Source organism: Lentzea sp. NEAU-D7 (genome assembly GCF_026242055.1).
Classification (GTDB): Bacteria; Actinomycetota; Actinomycetes; order Mycobacteriales; family Pseudonocardiaceae; genus Lentzea.
In genome coordinates, this window is the sequence record NZ_JAPJDL010000004.1 from 170405 (window position 1) to 186663 (window position 16259).

Sequence of the window (16259 nt, forward strand, 5' to 3'; positions counted from 1 at the left end):
GGAACCGACATCTCTGGCCTGGGTGCGGTAGTAGTGCACGTGGTCGCCGTGATCGACCATCCAGGCGCCGCTGTCGACGATCCGCGCGGACCCCTTGCCGGTCAGGTAGGCGAAACGGCCGTCGCCGTTGACCGCCTGGACGCCGTCCACCCGGCCGGTGTCGGTGACTTCCTCGGTGATCAGGTCGACCACCCGCACCGCACCGGTGCGCGCATCGGCCACGACCAGCCGGGGCTGCGCCTCCGCGGTCTCCTCCGCGCCCTCGACATAGCCGTGCGGCACGTCCTCCTGTGCGGGCTTCGTGCCACAACCGGCCACCGGCAGCACGAGGAGCATCGCGGCGATCATCACCGCGTGCTGCCCACCGGCCCCGGAGATCCGCACCCGGTCGCGGACCTGGGCGCCGATCGCGGCCAGGAAGAACAGCGCGACGGCGACCAGCGCGATGGTCGCGCCCGCGGCAGTGCCCGCGTGCCACGACACGAGCAGCCCGGCGACCGTGGCGGTCACGCCGAGCACCGCCGCGCCCAGCATGATCGTCGGGATGCGGCTCGCCCAGTACGTCGCGGCGGCCGGTGGCGCGATGAGCAGACCGAACACGAGCAACGTGCCGACCACCTGGAACGAGGCCACGATCGCCAGCGTCACCAGGCCGAGCAGCACCGCGTGCGCCAACCGCGGCCGCAGACCGAGCGTCTGCGCCTTGCGCGGGTCGAAGGACATCGCGACGAACGCGCGATGCCCCCACAGTGCCACCGGTACGGCAACGGCCAGAGCGATCGCCAGGTGCCAGAGGTCCTGTGTGCGCACCGCCAGCACGTCGCCGAAGAGGAACGCGGTCAGGTCCACCGCGAACGACTCGGAATGAGACACGAGGATCACGCCCAGCGCGAGCATTCCCACAAACAGCAGGCCGATGCCGGTGTCCTGGGAGAACCGTCTGGTCCGTCCGAGCGCTGTCACACCGAACGCCATCACGCCCGCGCTCGCCGCGGCACCGACGAACAGGTTTCCGCCCAGCAAGGACGCGATCGCAACGCCGGGCAGCATCCCGTGCGACATCGCATCACCGAGGAACGCCATGCCTCGCAACACGACCCATGTCCCGGCTAGTGCGCATAAGCACGAGACGAGTACACCGGCCCACAACGCCCGCTGTACGAAGGAAACCTCGAAAGGGGCAAGCAACCACTCCACGCCCGGCACCGTATATTGATAACGATTATCATTACAATCGGATGGAAGGGTGTCATGGCGCACACCTCGAACCAGTCGGCCGTGCGGATCCGCGGGTTGTCCGCCGGTCATGCCCGGTACACCGTGCTGCACCAGGTGACAGCGGAGCTGCCGCGCGCCAAGGTGACGGCGATCGTGGGCCCGAACGGCTCAGGGAAGTCCACATTGCTCGGTGTCCTCGCCGGCGTCATCGCCCCTGCCGCCGGCGACGTGGAGATCGGAACGAGGCGGCCCGCCTTCGTGGTGCAGCACAGTGCCGTCCCGGCCGGGCTGCCCATGACGGTGTGGGAGACGGTCGCCATGGGCCGGTGGGCGCATCGCGGCAGGTGGCGCAGTTTGTCCAAAAAGGACAAAATTCTGGTCGCTTCCTGCTTGGAAAGGATGGGCATCGACGATCTGGCGCAGCGGCGGCTCAGCTCACTGTCCGGAGGACAACGCCAGCGTGCTCTGCTTGCGCAGGCGTTCGCTCAGGAGTCCGACCTGCTGCTGCTCGACGAGCCGGACGCCGGTCTCGACGCACAGGCTCGTCACGACATCTCCGCGGCGATCACTCACGCGAGCGCTGGCGGCGTGACGGTCGTCTGCGTCACGCACGACTTGGACGCAGCGTCGAAGGCGGACCACTGCCTGCTGCTCCAGGACGGCCGGCTCGTCGCTGAAGGCGGCCCGCGCGACGTGCTCGCGATCGACGCAGATCGCAGGCTGCGGCACGGTGGTGCGTCCGGCGGGATCGTCGCGACCGAGGTGTAGCGGCGATGGCCCGGTGAGCTGAACCCTTCCTCCTTGGGGCCACGGGCCAGTCCAAATCCTCATCTGGCGTGGACGGCTGTTCCTCCGGATGACGCCCGCGCCTCTGCTTTCGCGCCGTTCGCCTTCGGGCGAAATGCGCGGCTCTGATGACGTGTCATCCCCCCGAGGTCGCTGAGCGCGTTTGGGCTTCCCCGATGACTCAGGAGCAGGTCGTGGATGCTGCCGTGCGACTCATGATTCGGTACGGGACCGACGGCTGGACGATCCTCGCGCTCGCGCACGAACTGGAGGTCGCACAGGCGGTCGTGTACCACCACTGGGGCCGACGGCAGTTCGTGCGCTCGGTGGGGCAGCGCGTGGTCGCGCAAATCCTGCTACCGGAGGCGGCCTGCCGTGGCGGCAGTGGTTCGGGACGTGCTTCACAGATGTAAGCCGGGTGGCGTTGCGTCATCCGGGCATGGCCCGGCATCTCGTGGTGCCCGGCCCGGTCGCGGGGGCGCAGCGGGTCATCAATGCGGGGCTGCGAGTGCTCAGAGCGTGGGTTGCGCGGACGAGGCCGCGACGATCTGCAGCTACCTCGCGAACACCGCGCTCAGCCTCATCGCGATCGAGGTCGAGCGCAACGCCGACCCGGCTGACAAGGGTCTGTCGGTGACGGGTGGCTGGGTCCAACCGCGAGCCCTGACCATCGACCACCTGCGTACGTCGGACGCGCAGTTCTACCGCTTCTGCGTAGAGCGTGCGCTTGACGGCGCGCGGGCTTGGCTTGCCGATTGCCGGGAATCCGCATGACCGACGACCGCGTGACCTGGCAGACCGCTCGCGGCGATCCTTGCCCGCAAGAGGAGGTGGCGTGTCGTCCCGGACCGCCACCTCGGCGGGCCACCCGCAGCCGGCGAACCCGTCGTCCATGTCGGAGCTGGTGGCCACGGCGTAGGTCAGGGCCTGCGTCTGCGGGTCGACCATTGTGTCGAGCGGATAGGTCGCTTCCAGGGAGGCGACCTGGGCCGCACCCTCCCGCAGCGCCCGGTCGATGCTGGCGATCCCGTGCAGGTCTTCCACCAGGGCACCTACGTCGCCGACCTCCTGCGGCGCCCCGAACTGCAGGAGGTCAGATGCAGCGAGGGCGGCGGGATCAACGTCGTTACCGGCGGAACTGAAGCGGGAACTCTCCGATCCCTTCCTCGCACTGGTCGAGGCGCGCGCTCCGTACCTGCGGGTCCGGTACGCCTTCTGGCCAAGGCCCATCGGCGTGCACCGCCTCCCGACTCACCCTCGTCCGGTTCCACGCGAACGGCCCTGAGGTCTCGCGGCGTCCGGCATCTGCGCGCTGCCGAACACCTTTTCGCCCTCGGTGGCGAAGCGAGGTAGCAGCCGCCCGAACACTGCCCGCTCCTCGCGGGTCCAGTCGGCGCAGATGCGCCGGATCAGCGCCCTGTTGCGCACCCTCATGTCGTCGAGGAAGTCCTGGGCGGCCGTGGTCAGGCTCGCCACCATCGCGCGCCGGTCCCGTTCGTCGGGCTGCCGGGTCACCAGGCCGCGGGACTCCAGGTCGTCGAGGTGGCGTGTCACCGTCGTGCGGTCGAGGCCGAGCTCCTCCGCCAGCTGCGACACCCGCAGCGGTCCGGTGCGGTGCAGTACGAACAGCGGCGAGGCGGTGCCGCGGCGGAGCCCGGCCGAGATGCCGCCGGCGGTCCGCTCGAAGAAGTCCTCTGTCGTCCGCGTGAGCATCGCCATCGCGTCGAAGACCCGGTTCTCGAGCGTCTGGTGCGTCGTCGGCGCACCCCGCTCCCTGCCCGCGGGGGAGGGGGTCGAAGCACCTGAGTCACCGTGGGTCGTCATGCCGGCGTCACCGCGTCCAATCGTCGAGCTGGCGGGAGAGGTCCACGTTGCACAGCCTCGTGCGAATTCACGTGTACACCGCGTCCTAAATCAATGTACGCCAGAACCTGACCCGGTACCCGGCGGACTTCAGTCACAGCACCGGAACCACACCGATATGCGTGTAGACGACCGCATAATATGTGTGTACTGTGCCGCATATCTGAACGGCGGCTGGAGCTCCTGACGACCCTGCGGAGCACGCCACCACCCCTGAAGGGAACCGCACGTGGAACCGAACTACCCGCTGCACCTGCCCGACTTCTACATCGGTGATCCCGCACCGGCCTACCGGGACCTGCGCCGCAACTCTCCGGTGCACTGGACCGACGCCAACGGCGGGTTCTGGGGGATCACCCGCTACGAGGACGTCAAGTTCATCGGCTCGCGGCCGCACCTGTTCTCGTCGGCCAAGGGCGTGCTGATGCCCGACGGCAAACCCAAACCGGCCGAGCCGCGCCCGATGCTGATCACGACCGATCCACCGCGGCACAACGCGTTGCGCAAGCTGATCTCGAAGGGCTTCACCCCGAGGCACATCAACGCGATGGAGCCCGACGTCCGCGAGATCGTCCGCGGTGTGCTCGACTCGGCGAAGGCCGGCGTCGAACTGGAGTACGCGGAGGGGATCGTCGCGAAGGTCCCCGTCCGCATCATCGCCGACCTGCTCGGGGCACCGGCCGAGGACTGGGAGCAGTTCCGCGCCTGGTCCGACGCCTCCGTCGGCTCCGCCGACCCCGGCATCACGCTGACCTCCCAGGAGGCGTTCGGGGCGCTGACCACGTACTTCCGCCGGCTGATCGAACTGAGGGAGCAGCGCCGCGCCAACGACCTCATCTCCATCCTCATGGACGCCGAGGTCGACGGCGAGAGCCTGTCCCACGACGAGCTCATGTCGTTCTTGCACCTGCTGCTCGTCGCCGGCAACGAGACGACGCGCAACCTGATCGCACTGGGCACCATCGCGCTGATCAACCACCCCGAGCAACTGCGGATGCTCGTCGAGGACCCGAGCCTGATCCCCTCCGCGGTCGAGGAGATGCTGCGCTACGTCTCCCCGGTCACGCACATGACGCGCTGGGCCACCGAGGACGTCGAGCTGCGCGGCAGGACCATCAGGAAGGGGCAGGCGGTCGTCCTGCTCTACGGTGCCGCCAACCGCGACGAGGACGTCTTCGGCGACACCGCCGAGCAGTTCGACATCACCCGCAGGCCCAACCCGCACCTGGCCTTCGGCACCGGCGAGCACGCCTGCATGGGCCTGTCGCTGGCCAGGCTCGAGGCCCGCGTGTTCTTCGAGGAGCTCCTCGCCCGCTTCGACCGCGTCGAGCTCACCGGTGAGGTGCTGCGGATGCGTTCGACCATGGTGCCGGGCGTCCGGACCATGCACGTCCGCCTGGGTGCGAACGAGAAGGCAGCTGTCCGATGAGGATCGTCCTGGACCGGGCCAAGTGCACCGGCATCGGAATCTGCGAGTCCCTCGCACCCACGGTGTTCGAGGTGGACGACAGAGGTGAACTCGTCGTGCTGGCCGCCGAAGTGCCGGAAGGCGCGCTGGACGAGGTGACCGAGGCCGTCGAAGGCTGCCCGGCCATGGCGCTGAGGCTGGAACCGTGAGCGCCTCTGCTGTCCACGCAGGACCGCGCTCGCTCGTGGTCGTCGGCGCCTCGCTCGCCGGTCTGCGTGCGGTCGAGGCCGCGCGCAAGGCCGGGTTCACCAGCCGCATCACCCTCATCGGCGACGAACCCCGCCTTCCTTACGACCGGCCGCCGCTGTCGAAGCAGATGCTGGCCCCAGACGGCCCGACCGACCCGGTGACCTTCCGCGGCCGCGCGGAGTTCGACGAGCTGGGCGTGGAACTCCTGCTGGGCACCCCGGCCACCGGACTCGATCCGGACGCCAAGGTGGTGCATGCCGGCGGCGCGGAGGTGCCCTACGACGCGCTGGTCATCGCCACCGGCGCCGCGGCATGCGGCCTGCCCGGCACAGAAGGCTTGGCAGGTGTGCACGTCCTGCGGACGCTCGACGACGCGCGCGCCGTTCGCCGCGCCCTGGACGAGGGCGCCCGCACAGTCGTCGTGGGAGCGGGGTTCATCGGGTCCGAGGTGGCCTCGGCCGCCCGCAAGCGCGGCTTGCCGGCAACGGTCGTGGAGGCGCTGCCGGCCCCTCTGGTCCGGTCCGTCGGACGTGAGCTCGGTGCCGCGCTGTCGTCGCTGCACACCCGCAACGGCACCGTGCTGCGCTGCGGACAAGCCGTGGCCGCGGTGGAGGGCGCTGACCGGATAGAGGGCGTCCGCCTCACCGACGGCACCGTGATCGGCGCCGATCTGGTCGTGGTCGGGATCGGGGCGATGCCCCGCACCGAGTGGCTCGCCGGCAGCGGACTGCCCGTCGACGACGGCGTGGTCTGCGACGAGTTCCTCGGCGCCGGCGCACCCGGCGTCTACGCCGCGGGGGACGTCGCCCGTTGGCACAACGTCCTGTTCGACCGCTCGATGCGGGTGGAGCACTGGTCCGCCGCCGCCGAGCAGGGGGCGCGTGCCGCGCGCAACGCGGTGGCACCGGAAGACCTCCGGCCCTACTCGACGGTCCCGTACTTCTGGTCGGACTGGTACGGCTCGCGCATCCAGTTCGCCGGTGTCGCGGCAGAAGACGGTGTCGAGATCGTCTCGGGCGACCCGGCCGGTGACCACTTCGTCGCGCTGTACCGCGAGGGCGACCGCCTGACCGGCGTGCTGACCCTGAACGGGCAGCGCCACGTCATGAAGTACCGCCGGCTCATCGCCCAGCACGCCCGCTTCGACGAAGCCGTCGCGTTCGCCAGGGCGTCCGCGACCACCGCCTCCTGAATTTCCGCCAACACCTGCCCACAGCTGGAAAGGACGAGACGACCATGACCAAGTTGCAGCAAGACGACGACCACACGACCTCACCCTCCGACACGGGTCCCACCCGTGAAGAGGCGATGCTCGCCCGCATGGGCACGCGGATGGGTTTCATCTACTCCGCTGTCCCCGTGGTCGTGTTCGTGACGGCGAACCTCTTCCTGCCCTTACCGGTGACCCTCACCGTCGCCCTGCTGACGGGGGCGGGGCTGATGGTGTTCCGGCTCGTGCGCGGTGAGCGCTGGATCTCGGCCGCCGGCAGCCTGGCGGGCGTCGCGGTCGCCGCCGGGATCGTGGCACTGACCGGGTCGGCGAAGAACTATTTCGCGGTGGGGATCTGGGCCTATCTGGCGGGCTTCGTGATCACCCTCGGCTCCGTGCTGCTCCGCCGCCCGGTCACCGGGATCATCTGGAACTTCGTGCACGGCCGCAAACACCGGTGGCGGAACGATCGGACGGTCCTGCGCGCCCACACCATCGCCACACTCGCCGCAGCCGCCGTGCTGGGCTGCCGGTTCGGCTTCCAGCAGTGGCTCTACCTCAACGACAACACCAGCGCGCTCGGTGTCGCCCGCATCGCGATGGGCACGCCGCTGTCGGCGCTCGTCGTGGTCGTCATCGTGTGGGCCTTCCGCCGCAGCACCAAGCAGTTGCTCCCGAAGCACCCGTGACACCACCACCGAGAGCGCTCATCGTCGTCCTCGCCCTCGCGGGAATCACGGTGTCGTTGCAGCAGACCTTCGTCATCCCCTTGCTCCCTCATCTGCCGGAACTGCTGCACACGACCTCCGGCAATGCCTCGTGGGCCGTGACGGCCACGCTGATCGCGGGGGCGGTGTCCATCCCGATCGCCGGCAGGCTCGCCGACACGCGGGGCAAACGACGCGTTCTGCTGTGGTGCCTCTCGTTGCTGGTCACGGGTTCCGCGGTGACGGCGCTCAGCACCTCGGTGGGCTGGTTCGTCACCGGTCGCGCCCTGCAGGGCACGGCCGCGGGGGTGGTGTCACTGGGCATCAGCCTGCTGCGCGACCACCTGCCGCCGCGCCGGCTGGCCTCCGCGACGTCGGTGATGAGCACGTCCCTCGGCGTCGGGGCCTCGCTGGGAATCCCGCTGTCGGCGTTGCTCGCGCAGTACACCGACTGGCGGGTCCTGTTCTGGACCGCCGGTGGGCTGGCGGCCGCGGTGGGCGTCCTCGTCGTGCTCGTGGTGCCCCGTTCGCACCGGCCCCAGGGCGGCCGGTTCGACCCGCTGGGCGCGTTGCTGCTGTCGGGCGCGCTGGTCTGCCTCTTCCTCGCCGTTTCCCGGGGAGGTGCCTGGGGGTGGGCCGGCGGTCTCATCCTCGGGTCGTCCGCGGTCGCGCTGCTGGTGCTGTTCGGCGCGTGGGAGCTGCACACCCCGCAGCCGCTGATCGACCTGCGGGTGAGCCGCCGGCCGCAGGTCCTGCTCACCAACACCGCTTCGCTGGTCTTCGGCTTCGCCATGCTGACCAACTCGTTGGTGTTCACCCAGCTCCTGCAGACGCCCGCGACGGCGGGGTACGGGTTCGGCGAGTCGATGCTCGTCGCCGGCCTCCTGCAGGCGCCAGGCGGAGTGTGCATGATCGCCACGTCGCCGGTGTCGGCCAGGATGACCGTCCACTTCGGACCGAAGATCACGCTCATGGCCGGCGCCCTGGTCCTCGCGTGCAGCTACGGCTTCGCGGCGCTGTGGCACACCCAGCTCTGGCAATTGCTCGTGTGCACCGTGCTCGTCGGATCAGGCATCGGGCTGGCCTACGGGGCGATGCCGTCGCTGGTCATGGACGCGGTCCCCGTCGGCCAGACGGCGGCGGCCAACGGCCTGAACAACCTCTGCCGGTCGCTGGGCACCTCCACCGCCGGTGCGGTGACCGGGCTGATCCTCACCGCCGGGACCACGACGGTGAGCGGGCGTGCCGTCCCCGACCCGGCCGCGTTCACCACCGTCCTGCTGGCCGGTGCGGCGGCGGCGCTGCTCGCCCTGGTCGTCGCCGCCTTCATCCCGGCTCGTCCCCACGCCACGCGTGTCCGGGAAACAACGCCCGAAACCGCCGGGCGGGTCCTGGAGGCGTGAGCTCAGGCGGCCCTGGCGCGCTCGACGAGAAGGTCGGCGAAGACGTCCGGCTTGTCGACCGGGGTGATGTGACCGCAGTCTTCAAGCAGGTGCCGACAGAGGCGGGCCGTTTGGCGGGATCTGATCGCGTGGTGTCGTGCGATGAGGTTCCGGTGCCACCGCAGCACGGTCTGGGCGCACCAGCAATCGGAGTCGACGAAGCGCCTCGATTGGGAATCGGTGCAGCAGCGCCGCTAGATCTAAAACTGACTGAGGTTGTTGACAGTCTGGGCTCCTGATGGCTAGGAGACCTGGATGTCAGAGCGTGTGTGGAGCGAGAAGGATCTGGTCAGGCGGGCAGGCCGGCGCCTGGCCGTCCTGCGCCATGCCGAGGAGGTCAGTGGCAACGTGGCCGCGACCTGTCGCTACTACGGCATCAGCCGCAATGTGTTCTACCGCTGGAAACGCCGGTACGAGGACGAGGGCTTGGAAGGGCTCAAGGACCGCTCCAGCGCTCCGCACCACAGCCCGGCGATGACCCATCCGGAAGTGGTCGGCAAGATCATCCACCTGCGGCAGCACTACCACTTCGGGCCCACGAAGATCGTGATGTACCTGCAGCGCTATCACGACATCACCATCAGCCAGTCCGGGGTGTGGCGGATCCTCAAGCGGCTGGGCCTCAACCGGCTCCCCGCCTCCCAGCGCTACAAGAGCCGCCAGAAACGCTGGAAGCGCTACGAGAAGCAGCGTCCAGGCCACCACGTCCAGATCGACGTCAAGTTCATCGAACCCATCACCACCGCCACGGGTACACGCAAGCGCTTCTACCAGTACACCGCGATTGACGACTGCACCCGGCTGCGGATTCTGCGGATCTACCCGCGCTCGGATCAGAAGACTGCGATCCAGTTCCTGGACTACGTGCTGTCGCGACTGCCGTTCCAGGTCGAGAAGATCCAGACCGACAACGGGGCGGAGTTCCAGACCCAGTTCCACTGGCACGTCCTGGACCAGGGAATCGGGCGCATCTACATCCGCCCCGCCACCCCACGGCTCAACGGGAAAGTCGAGCGAAGCCACCGCATCGACGCCGAGGAGTTCTACCGCCAGCTCGACGGCGTGGTGATCGACGACGCCGGCGTCTTCAACGACAAGCTCAAGGAGTGGGGAGGACTACTACAACTACCACCGACCCCACGGCGGCCTCGGCGGCCAAACACCCTATGAGAGGCTGCTACAGAAGACTCAAGTCCAGCCTGTCACCGGCCAGCGTCAGTTGCACATGCAACGCGTTGGTCACTCAGGCAGGCCAGTCGGCGCAGCATGGCCGGTCATCATGCCGCGTCATTCGACATCGCTGCGGGCCTTCGGCCGCACCCACGAGCACTTCGCTCCCTCACACTACGCACGGTTTCAACCTGCATGGATGGAGTTGTCGGCAGGCGCAGCGCCCGAGCTGAAGACCAGGTTCGAGGCTGGGATCTGTCCCGAGGCGGTTCCCCGCAGCGCGAACAGCCGCGCGCGTGCCGCCAGGCGGAACTAGGACGAGTTCTTCGGAGAAGAAAGCTTTCTGCTTCGAGCAGAGGAGTGAATCCGGCTCGGGGCCGCCCGCTACGGCGCAGAACGAGCCAGGCGCCGCATCGGATCACGTAGAACACGGCGGGCGGCAAGGACCACGACGGCCAACCGTGCCACCACCGGCTGCCTTGTCAATGGTGGAAGCTGCCAGGAGCGCCAGTAAGCCTGGTGGCGACGGTGGGGTCGTGTTGTTCTATTGCTTTCAGTTCGCGCTTCTCGTGCTCGGTGAGTCCCGCCGCGCCCTCCTCTCGTCGAGTCCTCGGACTCTGGTCTGTGCACGCCTGACGTACGGCCGCACCACGCGTTCCCACCAGCTCAAGGCTTCAGCCCCGCAGGGGAAGATGTCCAAGGCGTCGCCGAGCAACTCGGCTGCGCCGATCGACAGTGAGAAGCCGTGATCGGCATAGGGTCCGAGATTCCAGACAGGGTCGCCGAGCAGCGCGATCTGGCGGTGGAACCACCCTCGGGTCCACCCACGGGAAAACGCTGTGCACGCTATACCGTCCACATGCGACAGGAGCGATGGGACGAGCGCGCCGAGGTCGGCGAACTGCTGCGGCCAGTGGATCATCCCCGGCACGTCCTGCCAGGCGAACGAGACCGCGGAGTTGTTGTCGCGCAGCGGGTGCAGTCGCACGGATCTGCCGGTGAGGTCCATCGAGACCGCACACGACGAAGCCACGTCTATCCGTCGGGACACGGTCGACCAGCTCGGCGGCCGGGTGTCGGACGTGTCCGGGAACACCGCGTCCCCGACCTCCGTGCACGCCTCATCGGCACCCACGACGACGTCGAACCAGTCCGCGTCACCGTTGCCCGCGACAGCGGTGACACCACAATCGTCTGCGATGAGAACAGGTAGGTTCTCGCGCCGGCGGGGCGCCGCGTCACCGATCGTGTCGTCCAGCGCCGCGATCACGTCGTCCTCGTTCAGCACAGGATGACGTGGAGACGGCTTGGGGCGCACCGCGAGCGGAACCCCTGTCTCGTCGACCTGCACGAGATCACACCGGGGTTGGCGTCGCTGTACGAGTGCGGGCAACAGGCCTAGCCGTCGCGCGGCGTCGAGGCCGAAGTCCGTGAGCGCGGTGGGGATTCCGACGGGGCGCGCCGGTGCCTCTGGTTCCAGCACGACCACTTCCCAGTCGCTGCGCAGCAGACGGTGCGTGATCGCGAGGCCGCCGACCCCCGTGCCTATGACGAGTGCTCTCCTGGTGGGCATGACTTTCCCTTCGAGCAGGACAATGTCAAGCCGACCAGACTTCCCGGCACACCGATCACCAGGATAGGTGTTCAGGTCCGCGTCGGAAAGGTGCGAAGGGGTCTCGAACGTCGAGCGGACTGGACACGATGCCCGGTTTCACGTCCTCAGGACCCGCGGGCGAAGCCAGTCGCCGGACCATCGGGTCAGCAGGGGCCCGATCGTGGCGAGGATGAGGACGTAGGCCGTCACCACCGGTCCGAGGCCAGGGCTGGATGCACCGGCGAGGCTCATGATCACGATGGAGAACTCGCCGCGGGCGATGAGGGCGGTGCCCGCGCGGAGGCGGCCTCGTGGGGCGATGCCGTCGCGACGCGCGGCATACCAGCCGGTCGTGACCTTGGTCAGGACGCCGGCCGCCGCCAGGCCGAGTGCGGCGGGCAGGACCGGCAGCAGGTCGGCCGGGCTGACGGCAAAGCCGATGGCGAGGAAGAACGCGGCGGCGAACAGGTCGCGCAGGGGAGCGAGCACGGCGCGTGCTCGTTCTGCGGTGGTGCCGGTGAGGGTGAGTCCGACGAGGAACGCGCCGACGGCGGCGGAGACGGACACCAGTTCCGCGAGTGCGGCGACGACGAGCGTGCTGCCCAGCACGCGGAGCATGAGTTGTTCGTCGTCGGGGTGGGCGAGCCAGCGGTTGACGTGGTGGCCCCAGCGGTGCGAGACGGTGAAGGCCGCGGTGACGCTGCCGATGGCGATGAACACGCCGATGAGCGCCTGCCACCAGGTGCCTCCGGAGGCCAGTACGACGAGAACCGGTAGGTAGATCGCCATGGCGAAATCCTCCATGACGAGGATCGCCAGCACGGCGGGTGTCTCGCGGTTGCCGAGCCGCCGGAGGTCGCTGAGCAGACGGGAGATGATGCCCGACGAGGAGATCCAGGTGGCCCCCGCGAGCGCGAGGACGCCAGGCCAGGACAGACCGAGCAACCAGCCCGCGACGGCGCCTGGGGTCGCGTTGAGGACGAGGTCGACCACCGCGGACGGGATGTGGCGCCGCAGGCTGTGAGTGAGCTCGGCGGTGTTGAACTCCAGACCGAGGGTGAGCAGGAGCAGCACCACGCCGATGGAGGCGCCGACTTCGACGAAGTCGCCGGCGGCGGGGACGGGCGCGATGCCGCCGTTGCCGAGGGCGAGCCCGGCCAGCAGGTACAGGGGAACGGGGGAGAAGGACCACCGTCGTGCGGCCGCGCCCAGCACGCTGAGCCCGACGAGGATGACGCCGAGTTCCAGCAGCAGGGCCATGGACGGGTGCACGGTCAGTTCTCGATGATCTGTCGCACGCCGTTGATGCCCTCGTGGGTACCGATGACGACGAGGACGTCCCCGAACTTCAGCAATTCTTCGGGCGCGGGGGAGGCGATGACGGAGTCTCCGCGCACGATGGCCACGATGGAGGCCCCGGTGCGGGTGCGCGCCCGCGTGGTACCGAGCGGCTTGCCGGCATGTTCAGACGAGGCCGGCACCACGACCTGACCCGCGCTGAGACCGGGTACCTCCTTCGTGAGGTCGGCGAACCGTTCGGCGATGCGCGGTGCGCCGAGGATCTCGGCGACGGTGTCGGCTTCGGCGATGGTGAGGCGGAACAACGGCTGTGCCTCGTCGGGGTCGTCGGCTCCGTAGCGGAGGATCTCGAAGTTGCCCTCGCGGCGGGCGACGATGCCGATGTGGTCGCCGTCGGCGTTGGTGAACTCGTAGCGCAGTCCGACACCGGGCAGCAGAACCTCGTTGACGTCCATCTGGGCATCATCGCAAGTGATGCCGCGTGGCACGAGCCGCACGGAACGTCCGGACCAACCCGCCGAAGAACAAGCCCAGTCCACAGACCAGGAACAGCGCCGTCACGGTGCTGGCCCAGGCTGGATCGTTGGGCACGCCGGGCAGGGCGATGCGCTCGGGATCAGCCGGGTCGTAGATCACGGTGACGGCATCGCCTGGCCTGACCCGCGCTGGTCGAGTTGGACCGGTCCTTCACGCCCTACGCCTTCGGCTTCGGCCTCGTAGCGAACATCGGCTGTCCACGAGTTGCGGATTCCCTGGTGCACAGCAACCGCGACGCCATCGACGCGTGACCCGCGAGTTTCAAGGTCTGTGGCGCGGTCGTCGAGCAGGACAACGCCGATGGCGAAGAGGACGAGCAGCACGAACCCCGTCACCACCAGAACCAACGCTCGCCGCACGCCGCCCCCCCCCGGAATCGCTGCTGAATCAGCCTAATCTGAGCTCGGTGGTTGTAGACTCCACGACAGGTGTGCCGGGAAGCCTGGTCGGCGTGAGTAGAACGACGCCTACTCCGAGGAGACTTCGTGGACACCGCTGTCACTGGAACGGCTAACGGCCCCATGGTCATCGCCGCCGTGGACCAGTTCGAGCAACGCCCCCTTGTGCGCGACGACCTCGCGGCTCGGATCCTGCCTGTGTCCGGCCGGCTGGCCGTGGCGGCAGCGCGCTGGCGGCCGGTGCGCAACGCGTTGTTCTCCGCAACGGAGAAGAAGATTCCCGGTCTGTGGGCGAGCATGTTGTGCCGCAAGCGCTATATCGATGATCGTCTGGACGCCACCAGTGCGCGCACGGCGGTTGTGCTCGGTGCGGGTTTCGACACCCGTGGCTGCGGAAGCTGGGACGGCAGTGTGTTCGAGGTCGACCTGCCGGCCAACATGAAGGTCAAGCACGACCGGCTGCTCAAGCTGTTCGGGTCAATGCCTCCGCGGCTGACCCTGGTGCCACTGGACTTCGAAGAGCAGAACCTCGCAAACGCCTTGGTGGAAAAAGGGTACCGGGACGACGAGCCGGTGTTCTTCGTCTGGGAGGCGGTCACCCAGTACCTGACGGAGAGCGCCGTGCGTGCGACCTTCGACTTCCTGGCGCATGCACCCGCTGGTAGTGAGCTGGTGTTCACCTTCCTGCGCAAGGACTTTCTCGATGGCACAGCCATGTTCGGTGCGCAGGCAGGACACCGCGAGTTCGTGACGAAACGGCGCGTGTGGAAGTTCGGTCTGATGCCGGACGAGGTGGCGCCGTTCGTCGAACCCTACGGGTGGAGGCAGGTGGAACAACTAGGCCCCCAGGAGTTCTCGAGCCGCTACGTGCACACGTCCGGCAGGAAAATGCCGGTGTCCGACATCGAACGCACCGTGTACTGCGTGAAGGGCGGTGCGTGAACGCCTTGTAGACGACGACCTGCGGCGATCGGCCGAGCGCCGTCGCCACGCTTCGCTGTTTGCTTCAAAATCGCTTTACAGCATCTTTGCACGCGGTGCGCCGGGAAGTCTGGTCGTCAACGCTCACCACGAACTCGTGATGAGCGTTGACGACGTGGACGGGGAGCGGCATGGCGCTGGTTCGGGCGTTCGGTGTGGTGTTGCTGATCAGCGTCCTGCTGACCGGTCTCACCGTTCGCGCGAAACGATAGGGTCATCGTGAAATCTGATCCGGCTGTCGAGCCGCTACTGCGTGAGCGGTGGTCACGCAGTAGCGGCACATGACAGCAGTCTCGCTCGTGCTGCCCGCTGGGAATCGTCGCTCAGACGAAGCGCAGTGCAGGGCAAGGCCGATCGTTCGACGACGAAGACCGATGCCGAGTCCGGTCATCGCGCCGGCGGTGACCGGTCAGCACGAACTACCGCTGTGGCGTATACGACGGTGCGGTACGGCCTTCCGCCGGCACGCGGCGCGTTCCTTCGGTTTCGGGAGCGCGCAGGCTGATCAATCGATGTCGAGCAAGGTGGTGCAACATTTCGGCGAGTGCGTCGGGCACGATCTGTCCGTCCAGGTCCTGATGTGCGTCGAGTACCGTTCTCGAGACGACGGCCCTGGGCAGCACGCCGTTGAACTCGGTCGCCAGCCCGTTGAACACCTCCCGGACATCCTCGTTCGAGGGTTCGACCTGGACGGTCATCCCACTTCCTCCTCTGCGTCTCAGTGCTCCGTGGCTCGTATCTCGCACGCATCTGTCGCAAGTGGACTGATTATCGCTGCTCGCTCAGTGATCGTCGTCTCGCTGGTAGATCAGCCGCTTGCGGTCGCGATAGCGCAACGCGTATCCCGCGACCAGCAGGCCGATCGCCAAGACGACCAGAACCGCGCTGAGGGGACTTTCGTCGGTAGCTGTGGTCACCAGTATGGAGATCACGGCCAGCAGGACCAGGCTGGGCGCGATCCAGCGGAGTTTCTTCTCCATGGCGCTCGCTCTTCGCTAGTTCGGCTGTCTCCCTCTTCCATCCTCGCTGGTGCGGTGGATCGAACACATGGCCTGACCGCGCAAGTACGGTGACCCTTTCTTGCCGGATCTCGGCAATCTCGCGGCTGATCACGCACCATGGGCGCGAGCGTCCCAAGTCGGCTTGACGCCGATCGATTTTCCAGGAAGAAGTGCGTTCGTCGTCAAGCTCACGGTGCGCGGTAGTTGCTCATCGAAAGGACCTCGAAGGTTGCGCGGTGCAGGCCTCCTGGAGACTGACGACAGTGATCGGCCGGGGCGGGAGTCCGAGTCCTGCCTCACCGAGAGAGAAGGCAGGCGGATCTGGGGCGACGATCCGGCGGTCGCTGCGCTGCGAGAAGACGATCTCTTGCTCGTTCTGTGCGGCATGCCGGGCTG

General features: G+C 68.0%; 17 protein-coding genes and 2 pseudogenes. 9 read left to right on the plus strand and 10 right to left on the minus strand.

The window, feature by feature from the left end:
- Nucleotides 1-378: 378 nt before the first annotated feature.
- Nucleotides 379-1197: pseudogene (gene aztB, locus ORI60_RS10720) on the minus strand (zinc ABC transporter permease AztB); the annotation flags it as partial.
- 54 nt (nucleotides 1198-1251) lie between these two features.
- On the opposite strand from aztB, the gene aztA reads away from it, so the two are divergent.
- Both aztA and ORI60_RS10730 read left to right on the plus strand, forming a co-directional pair.
- Nucleotides 1252-1986 (plus strand): zinc ABC transporter ATP-binding protein AztA, encoded by a 735-nt coding sequence (gene aztA / locus ORI60_RS10725; protein ID WP_266036783.1) that lies wholly within the window; start codon nucleotides 1252-1254, stop codon nucleotides 1984-1986.
- A 233-nt stretch (nucleotides 1987-2219) separates the two neighbouring features.
- Complete coding sequence (locus ORI60_RS10730) at nucleotides 2220-2417, plus strand: hypothetical protein (protein ID WP_266036784.1); 198 nt, start codon at nucleotides 2220-2222, stop codon at nucleotides 2415-2417.
- A 16-nt stretch (nucleotides 2418-2433) separates the two neighbouring features.
- Here the strand turns inward: ORI60_RS10730 and ORI60_RS10735 are convergent, their stop codons facing one another.
- Both ORI60_RS10735 and ORI60_RS10740 read right to left on the minus strand, forming a co-directional pair.
- Nucleotides 2434-3048 carry a hypothetical protein gene (locus ORI60_RS10735; protein WP_266036786.1) on the minus strand — a complete coding sequence of 205 codons (615 nt, stop codon included), beginning with the start codon at nucleotides 3046-3048 and terminating at the stop codon, nucleotides 2434-2436.
- Nucleotides 3049-3255: 207 nt separating this feature from the next.
- Nucleotides 3256-3828 carry a MarR family winged helix-turn-helix transcriptional regulator gene (locus ORI60_RS10740; RefSeq protein ID WP_266036788.1) on the minus strand — a complete coding sequence of 191 codons (573 nt, stop codon included), beginning with the start codon at nucleotides 3826-3828 and terminating at the stop codon, nucleotides 3256-3258.
- A 268-nt stretch (nucleotides 3829-4096) separates the two neighbouring features.
- Here ORI60_RS10740 and ORI60_RS10745 point away from each other — a divergent pair, with 268 nt between their 5' ends.
- From ORI60_RS10745 to ORI60_RS10770, 6 genes and pseudogenes are all read left to right on the plus strand, one after another.
- Nucleotides 4097-5296, plus strand: coding sequence for a cytochrome P450 (locus ORI60_RS10745; RefSeq protein ID WP_266036790.1), 1200 nt, complete (start codon nucleotides 4097-4099; stop codon nucleotides 5294-5296).
- Nucleotides 5293-5484, plus strand: coding sequence for a ferredoxin (locus ORI60_RS10750; protein WP_266036792.1), 192 nt, complete (start codon nucleotides 5293-5295; stop codon nucleotides 5482-5484). Before ORI60_RS10745 ends, ORI60_RS10750 begins: the two co-directional genes overlap by 4 nt.
- Entirely contained in the window at nucleotides 5481-6716 is a 1236-nt protein-coding gene (locus ORI60_RS10755; RefSeq protein ID WP_266036794.1) for an NAD(P)/FAD-dependent oxidoreductase, read from the plus strand. The genes ORI60_RS10750 and ORI60_RS10755 overlap by 4 nt, the downstream gene beginning before the upstream one ends.
- 44 nt (nucleotides 6717-6760) lie before the next feature.
- Nucleotides 6761-7423: a DUF3159 domain-containing protein gene (locus tag ORI60_RS10760; RefSeq protein ID WP_266036796.1), complete on the plus strand. Its 663-nt coding sequence runs from the start codon at nucleotides 6761-6763 to the stop codon at nucleotides 7421-7423.
- Complete coding sequence (locus tag ORI60_RS10765; protein ID WP_266036798.1) at nucleotides 7420-8844, plus strand: MFS transporter; 1425 nt, start codon at nucleotides 7420-7422, stop codon at nucleotides 8842-8844. Before ORI60_RS10760 ends, ORI60_RS10765 begins: the two co-directional genes overlap by 4 nt.
- Before the next feature lie 294 nt (nucleotides 8845-9138).
- Nucleotides 9139-10069, plus strand: a pseudogene (locus tag ORI60_RS10770) (IS481 family transposase); the annotation flags it as partial.
- 537 nt (nucleotides 10070-10606) lie between these two features.
- Here the strand turns inward: ORI60_RS10770 and ORI60_RS10775 are convergent.
- From ORI60_RS10775 to ORI60_RS10795, 5 genes are all read right to left on the minus strand, one after another.
- Nucleotides 10607-11626, minus strand: a complete 1020-nt coding sequence (locus ORI60_RS10775) for an FAD-dependent oxidoreductase (protein ID WP_266036800.1) — start codon at nucleotides 11624-11626, stop codon at nucleotides 10607-10609.
- 138 nt (nucleotides 11627-11764) lie between these two features.
- Nucleotides 11765-12919: a cation:proton antiporter gene (locus ORI60_RS10780; RefSeq protein ID WP_266036802.1), complete on the minus strand. Its 1155-nt coding sequence runs from the start codon at nucleotides 12917-12919 to the stop codon at nucleotides 11765-11767.
- 2 nt (nucleotides 12920-12921) lie between these two features.
- Nucleotides 12922-13401, minus strand: coding sequence for a cation:proton antiporter regulatory subunit (locus ORI60_RS10785; RefSeq protein ID WP_266036804.1), 480 nt, complete (start codon nucleotides 13399-13401; stop codon nucleotides 12922-12924).
- Between the two features lie 7 nt (nucleotides 13402-13408).
- Nucleotides 13409-13582 carry a hypothetical protein gene (locus tag ORI60_RS10790; protein ID WP_266036806.1) on the minus strand — a complete coding sequence of 58 codons (174 nt, stop codon included), beginning with the start codon at nucleotides 13580-13582 and terminating at the stop codon, nucleotides 13409-13411.
- Nucleotides 13579-13842, minus strand: a complete 264-nt coding sequence (locus tag ORI60_RS10795) for a hypothetical protein (RefSeq protein WP_266036808.1) — start codon at nucleotides 13840-13842, stop codon at nucleotides 13579-13581. The genes ORI60_RS10790 and ORI60_RS10795 overlap by 4 nt, the downstream gene beginning before the upstream one ends.
- Before the next feature lie 126 nt (nucleotides 13843-13968).
- Here ORI60_RS10795 and ORI60_RS10800 point away from each other — a divergent pair, with 126 nt between their 5' ends.
- The gene (locus ORI60_RS10800) at nucleotides 13969-14823 is read left to right on the plus strand and encodes a class I SAM-dependent methyltransferase (RefSeq protein WP_266036810.1); all 855 of its coding nucleotides are present in this window, start codon (nucleotides 13969-13971) and stop codon (nucleotides 14821-14823) included.
- A gap of 458 nt (nucleotides 14824-15281) precedes the next feature.
- On the opposite strand, the gene ORI60_RS10805 is transcribed toward ORI60_RS10800, so the two are convergent.
- Complete coding sequence (locus ORI60_RS10805; RefSeq protein ID WP_266036811.1) at nucleotides 15282-15560, minus strand: hypothetical protein; 279 nt, start codon at nucleotides 15558-15560, stop codon at nucleotides 15282-15284.
- Nucleotides 15561-15644: 84 nt separating this feature from the next.
- Nucleotides 15645-15842 (minus strand): DUF3188 domain-containing protein, encoded by a 198-nt coding sequence (locus ORI60_RS10810; RefSeq protein ID WP_266036813.1) that lies wholly within the window; start codon nucleotides 15840-15842, stop codon nucleotides 15645-15647.
- Nucleotides 15843-16259 lie beyond the last annotated feature (417 nt).

What these genes read in the sequence shown, in the direction of transcription:
- ORI60_RS10805 (WP_266036811.1), bottom strand. Translation starts at nt 15,560, where the DNA reads ATGACCGTCCAGGTCGAACCCTCGAACGAGGATGTCCGGGAGGTGTTC.
- ORI60_RS10750 (WP_266036792.1), top strand. Translation starts at nt 5,293, where the DNA reads ATGAGGATCGTCCTGGACCGGGCCAAGTGCACCGGCATCGGAATCTGC.
- ORI60_RS10810 (WP_266036813.1), bottom strand. Translation starts at nt 15,842, where the DNA reads ATGGAGAAGAAACTCCGCTGGATCGCGCCCAGCCTGGTCCTGCTGGCC.
- ORI60_RS10775 (WP_266036800.1), bottom strand. Translation starts at nt 11,626, where the DNA reads ATGCCCACCAGGAGAGCACTCGTCATAGGCACGGGGGTCGGCGGCCTC.
- ORI60_RS10785 (WP_266036804.1), bottom strand. Translation starts at nt 13,401, where the DNA reads ATGGACGTCAACGAGGTTCTGCTGCCCGGTGTCGGACTGCGCTACGAG.
- aztA (WP_266036783.1), top strand. Translation starts at nt 1,252, where the DNA reads ATGGCGCACACCTCGAACCAGTCGGCCGTGCGGATCCGCGGGTTGTCC.
- ORI60_RS10740 (WP_266036788.1), bottom strand. Translation starts at nt 3,828, where the DNA reads ATGACGACCCACGGTGACTCAGGTGCTTCGACCCCCTCCCCCGCGGGC.
- ORI60_RS10760 (WP_266036796.1), top strand. Translation starts at nt 6,761, where the DNA reads ATGACCAAGTTGCAGCAAGACGACGACCACACGACCTCACCCTCCGAC.
- ORI60_RS10730 (WP_266036784.1), top strand. Translation starts at nt 2,220, where the DNA reads ATGATTCGGTACGGGACCGACGGCTGGACGATCCTCGCGCTCGCGCAC.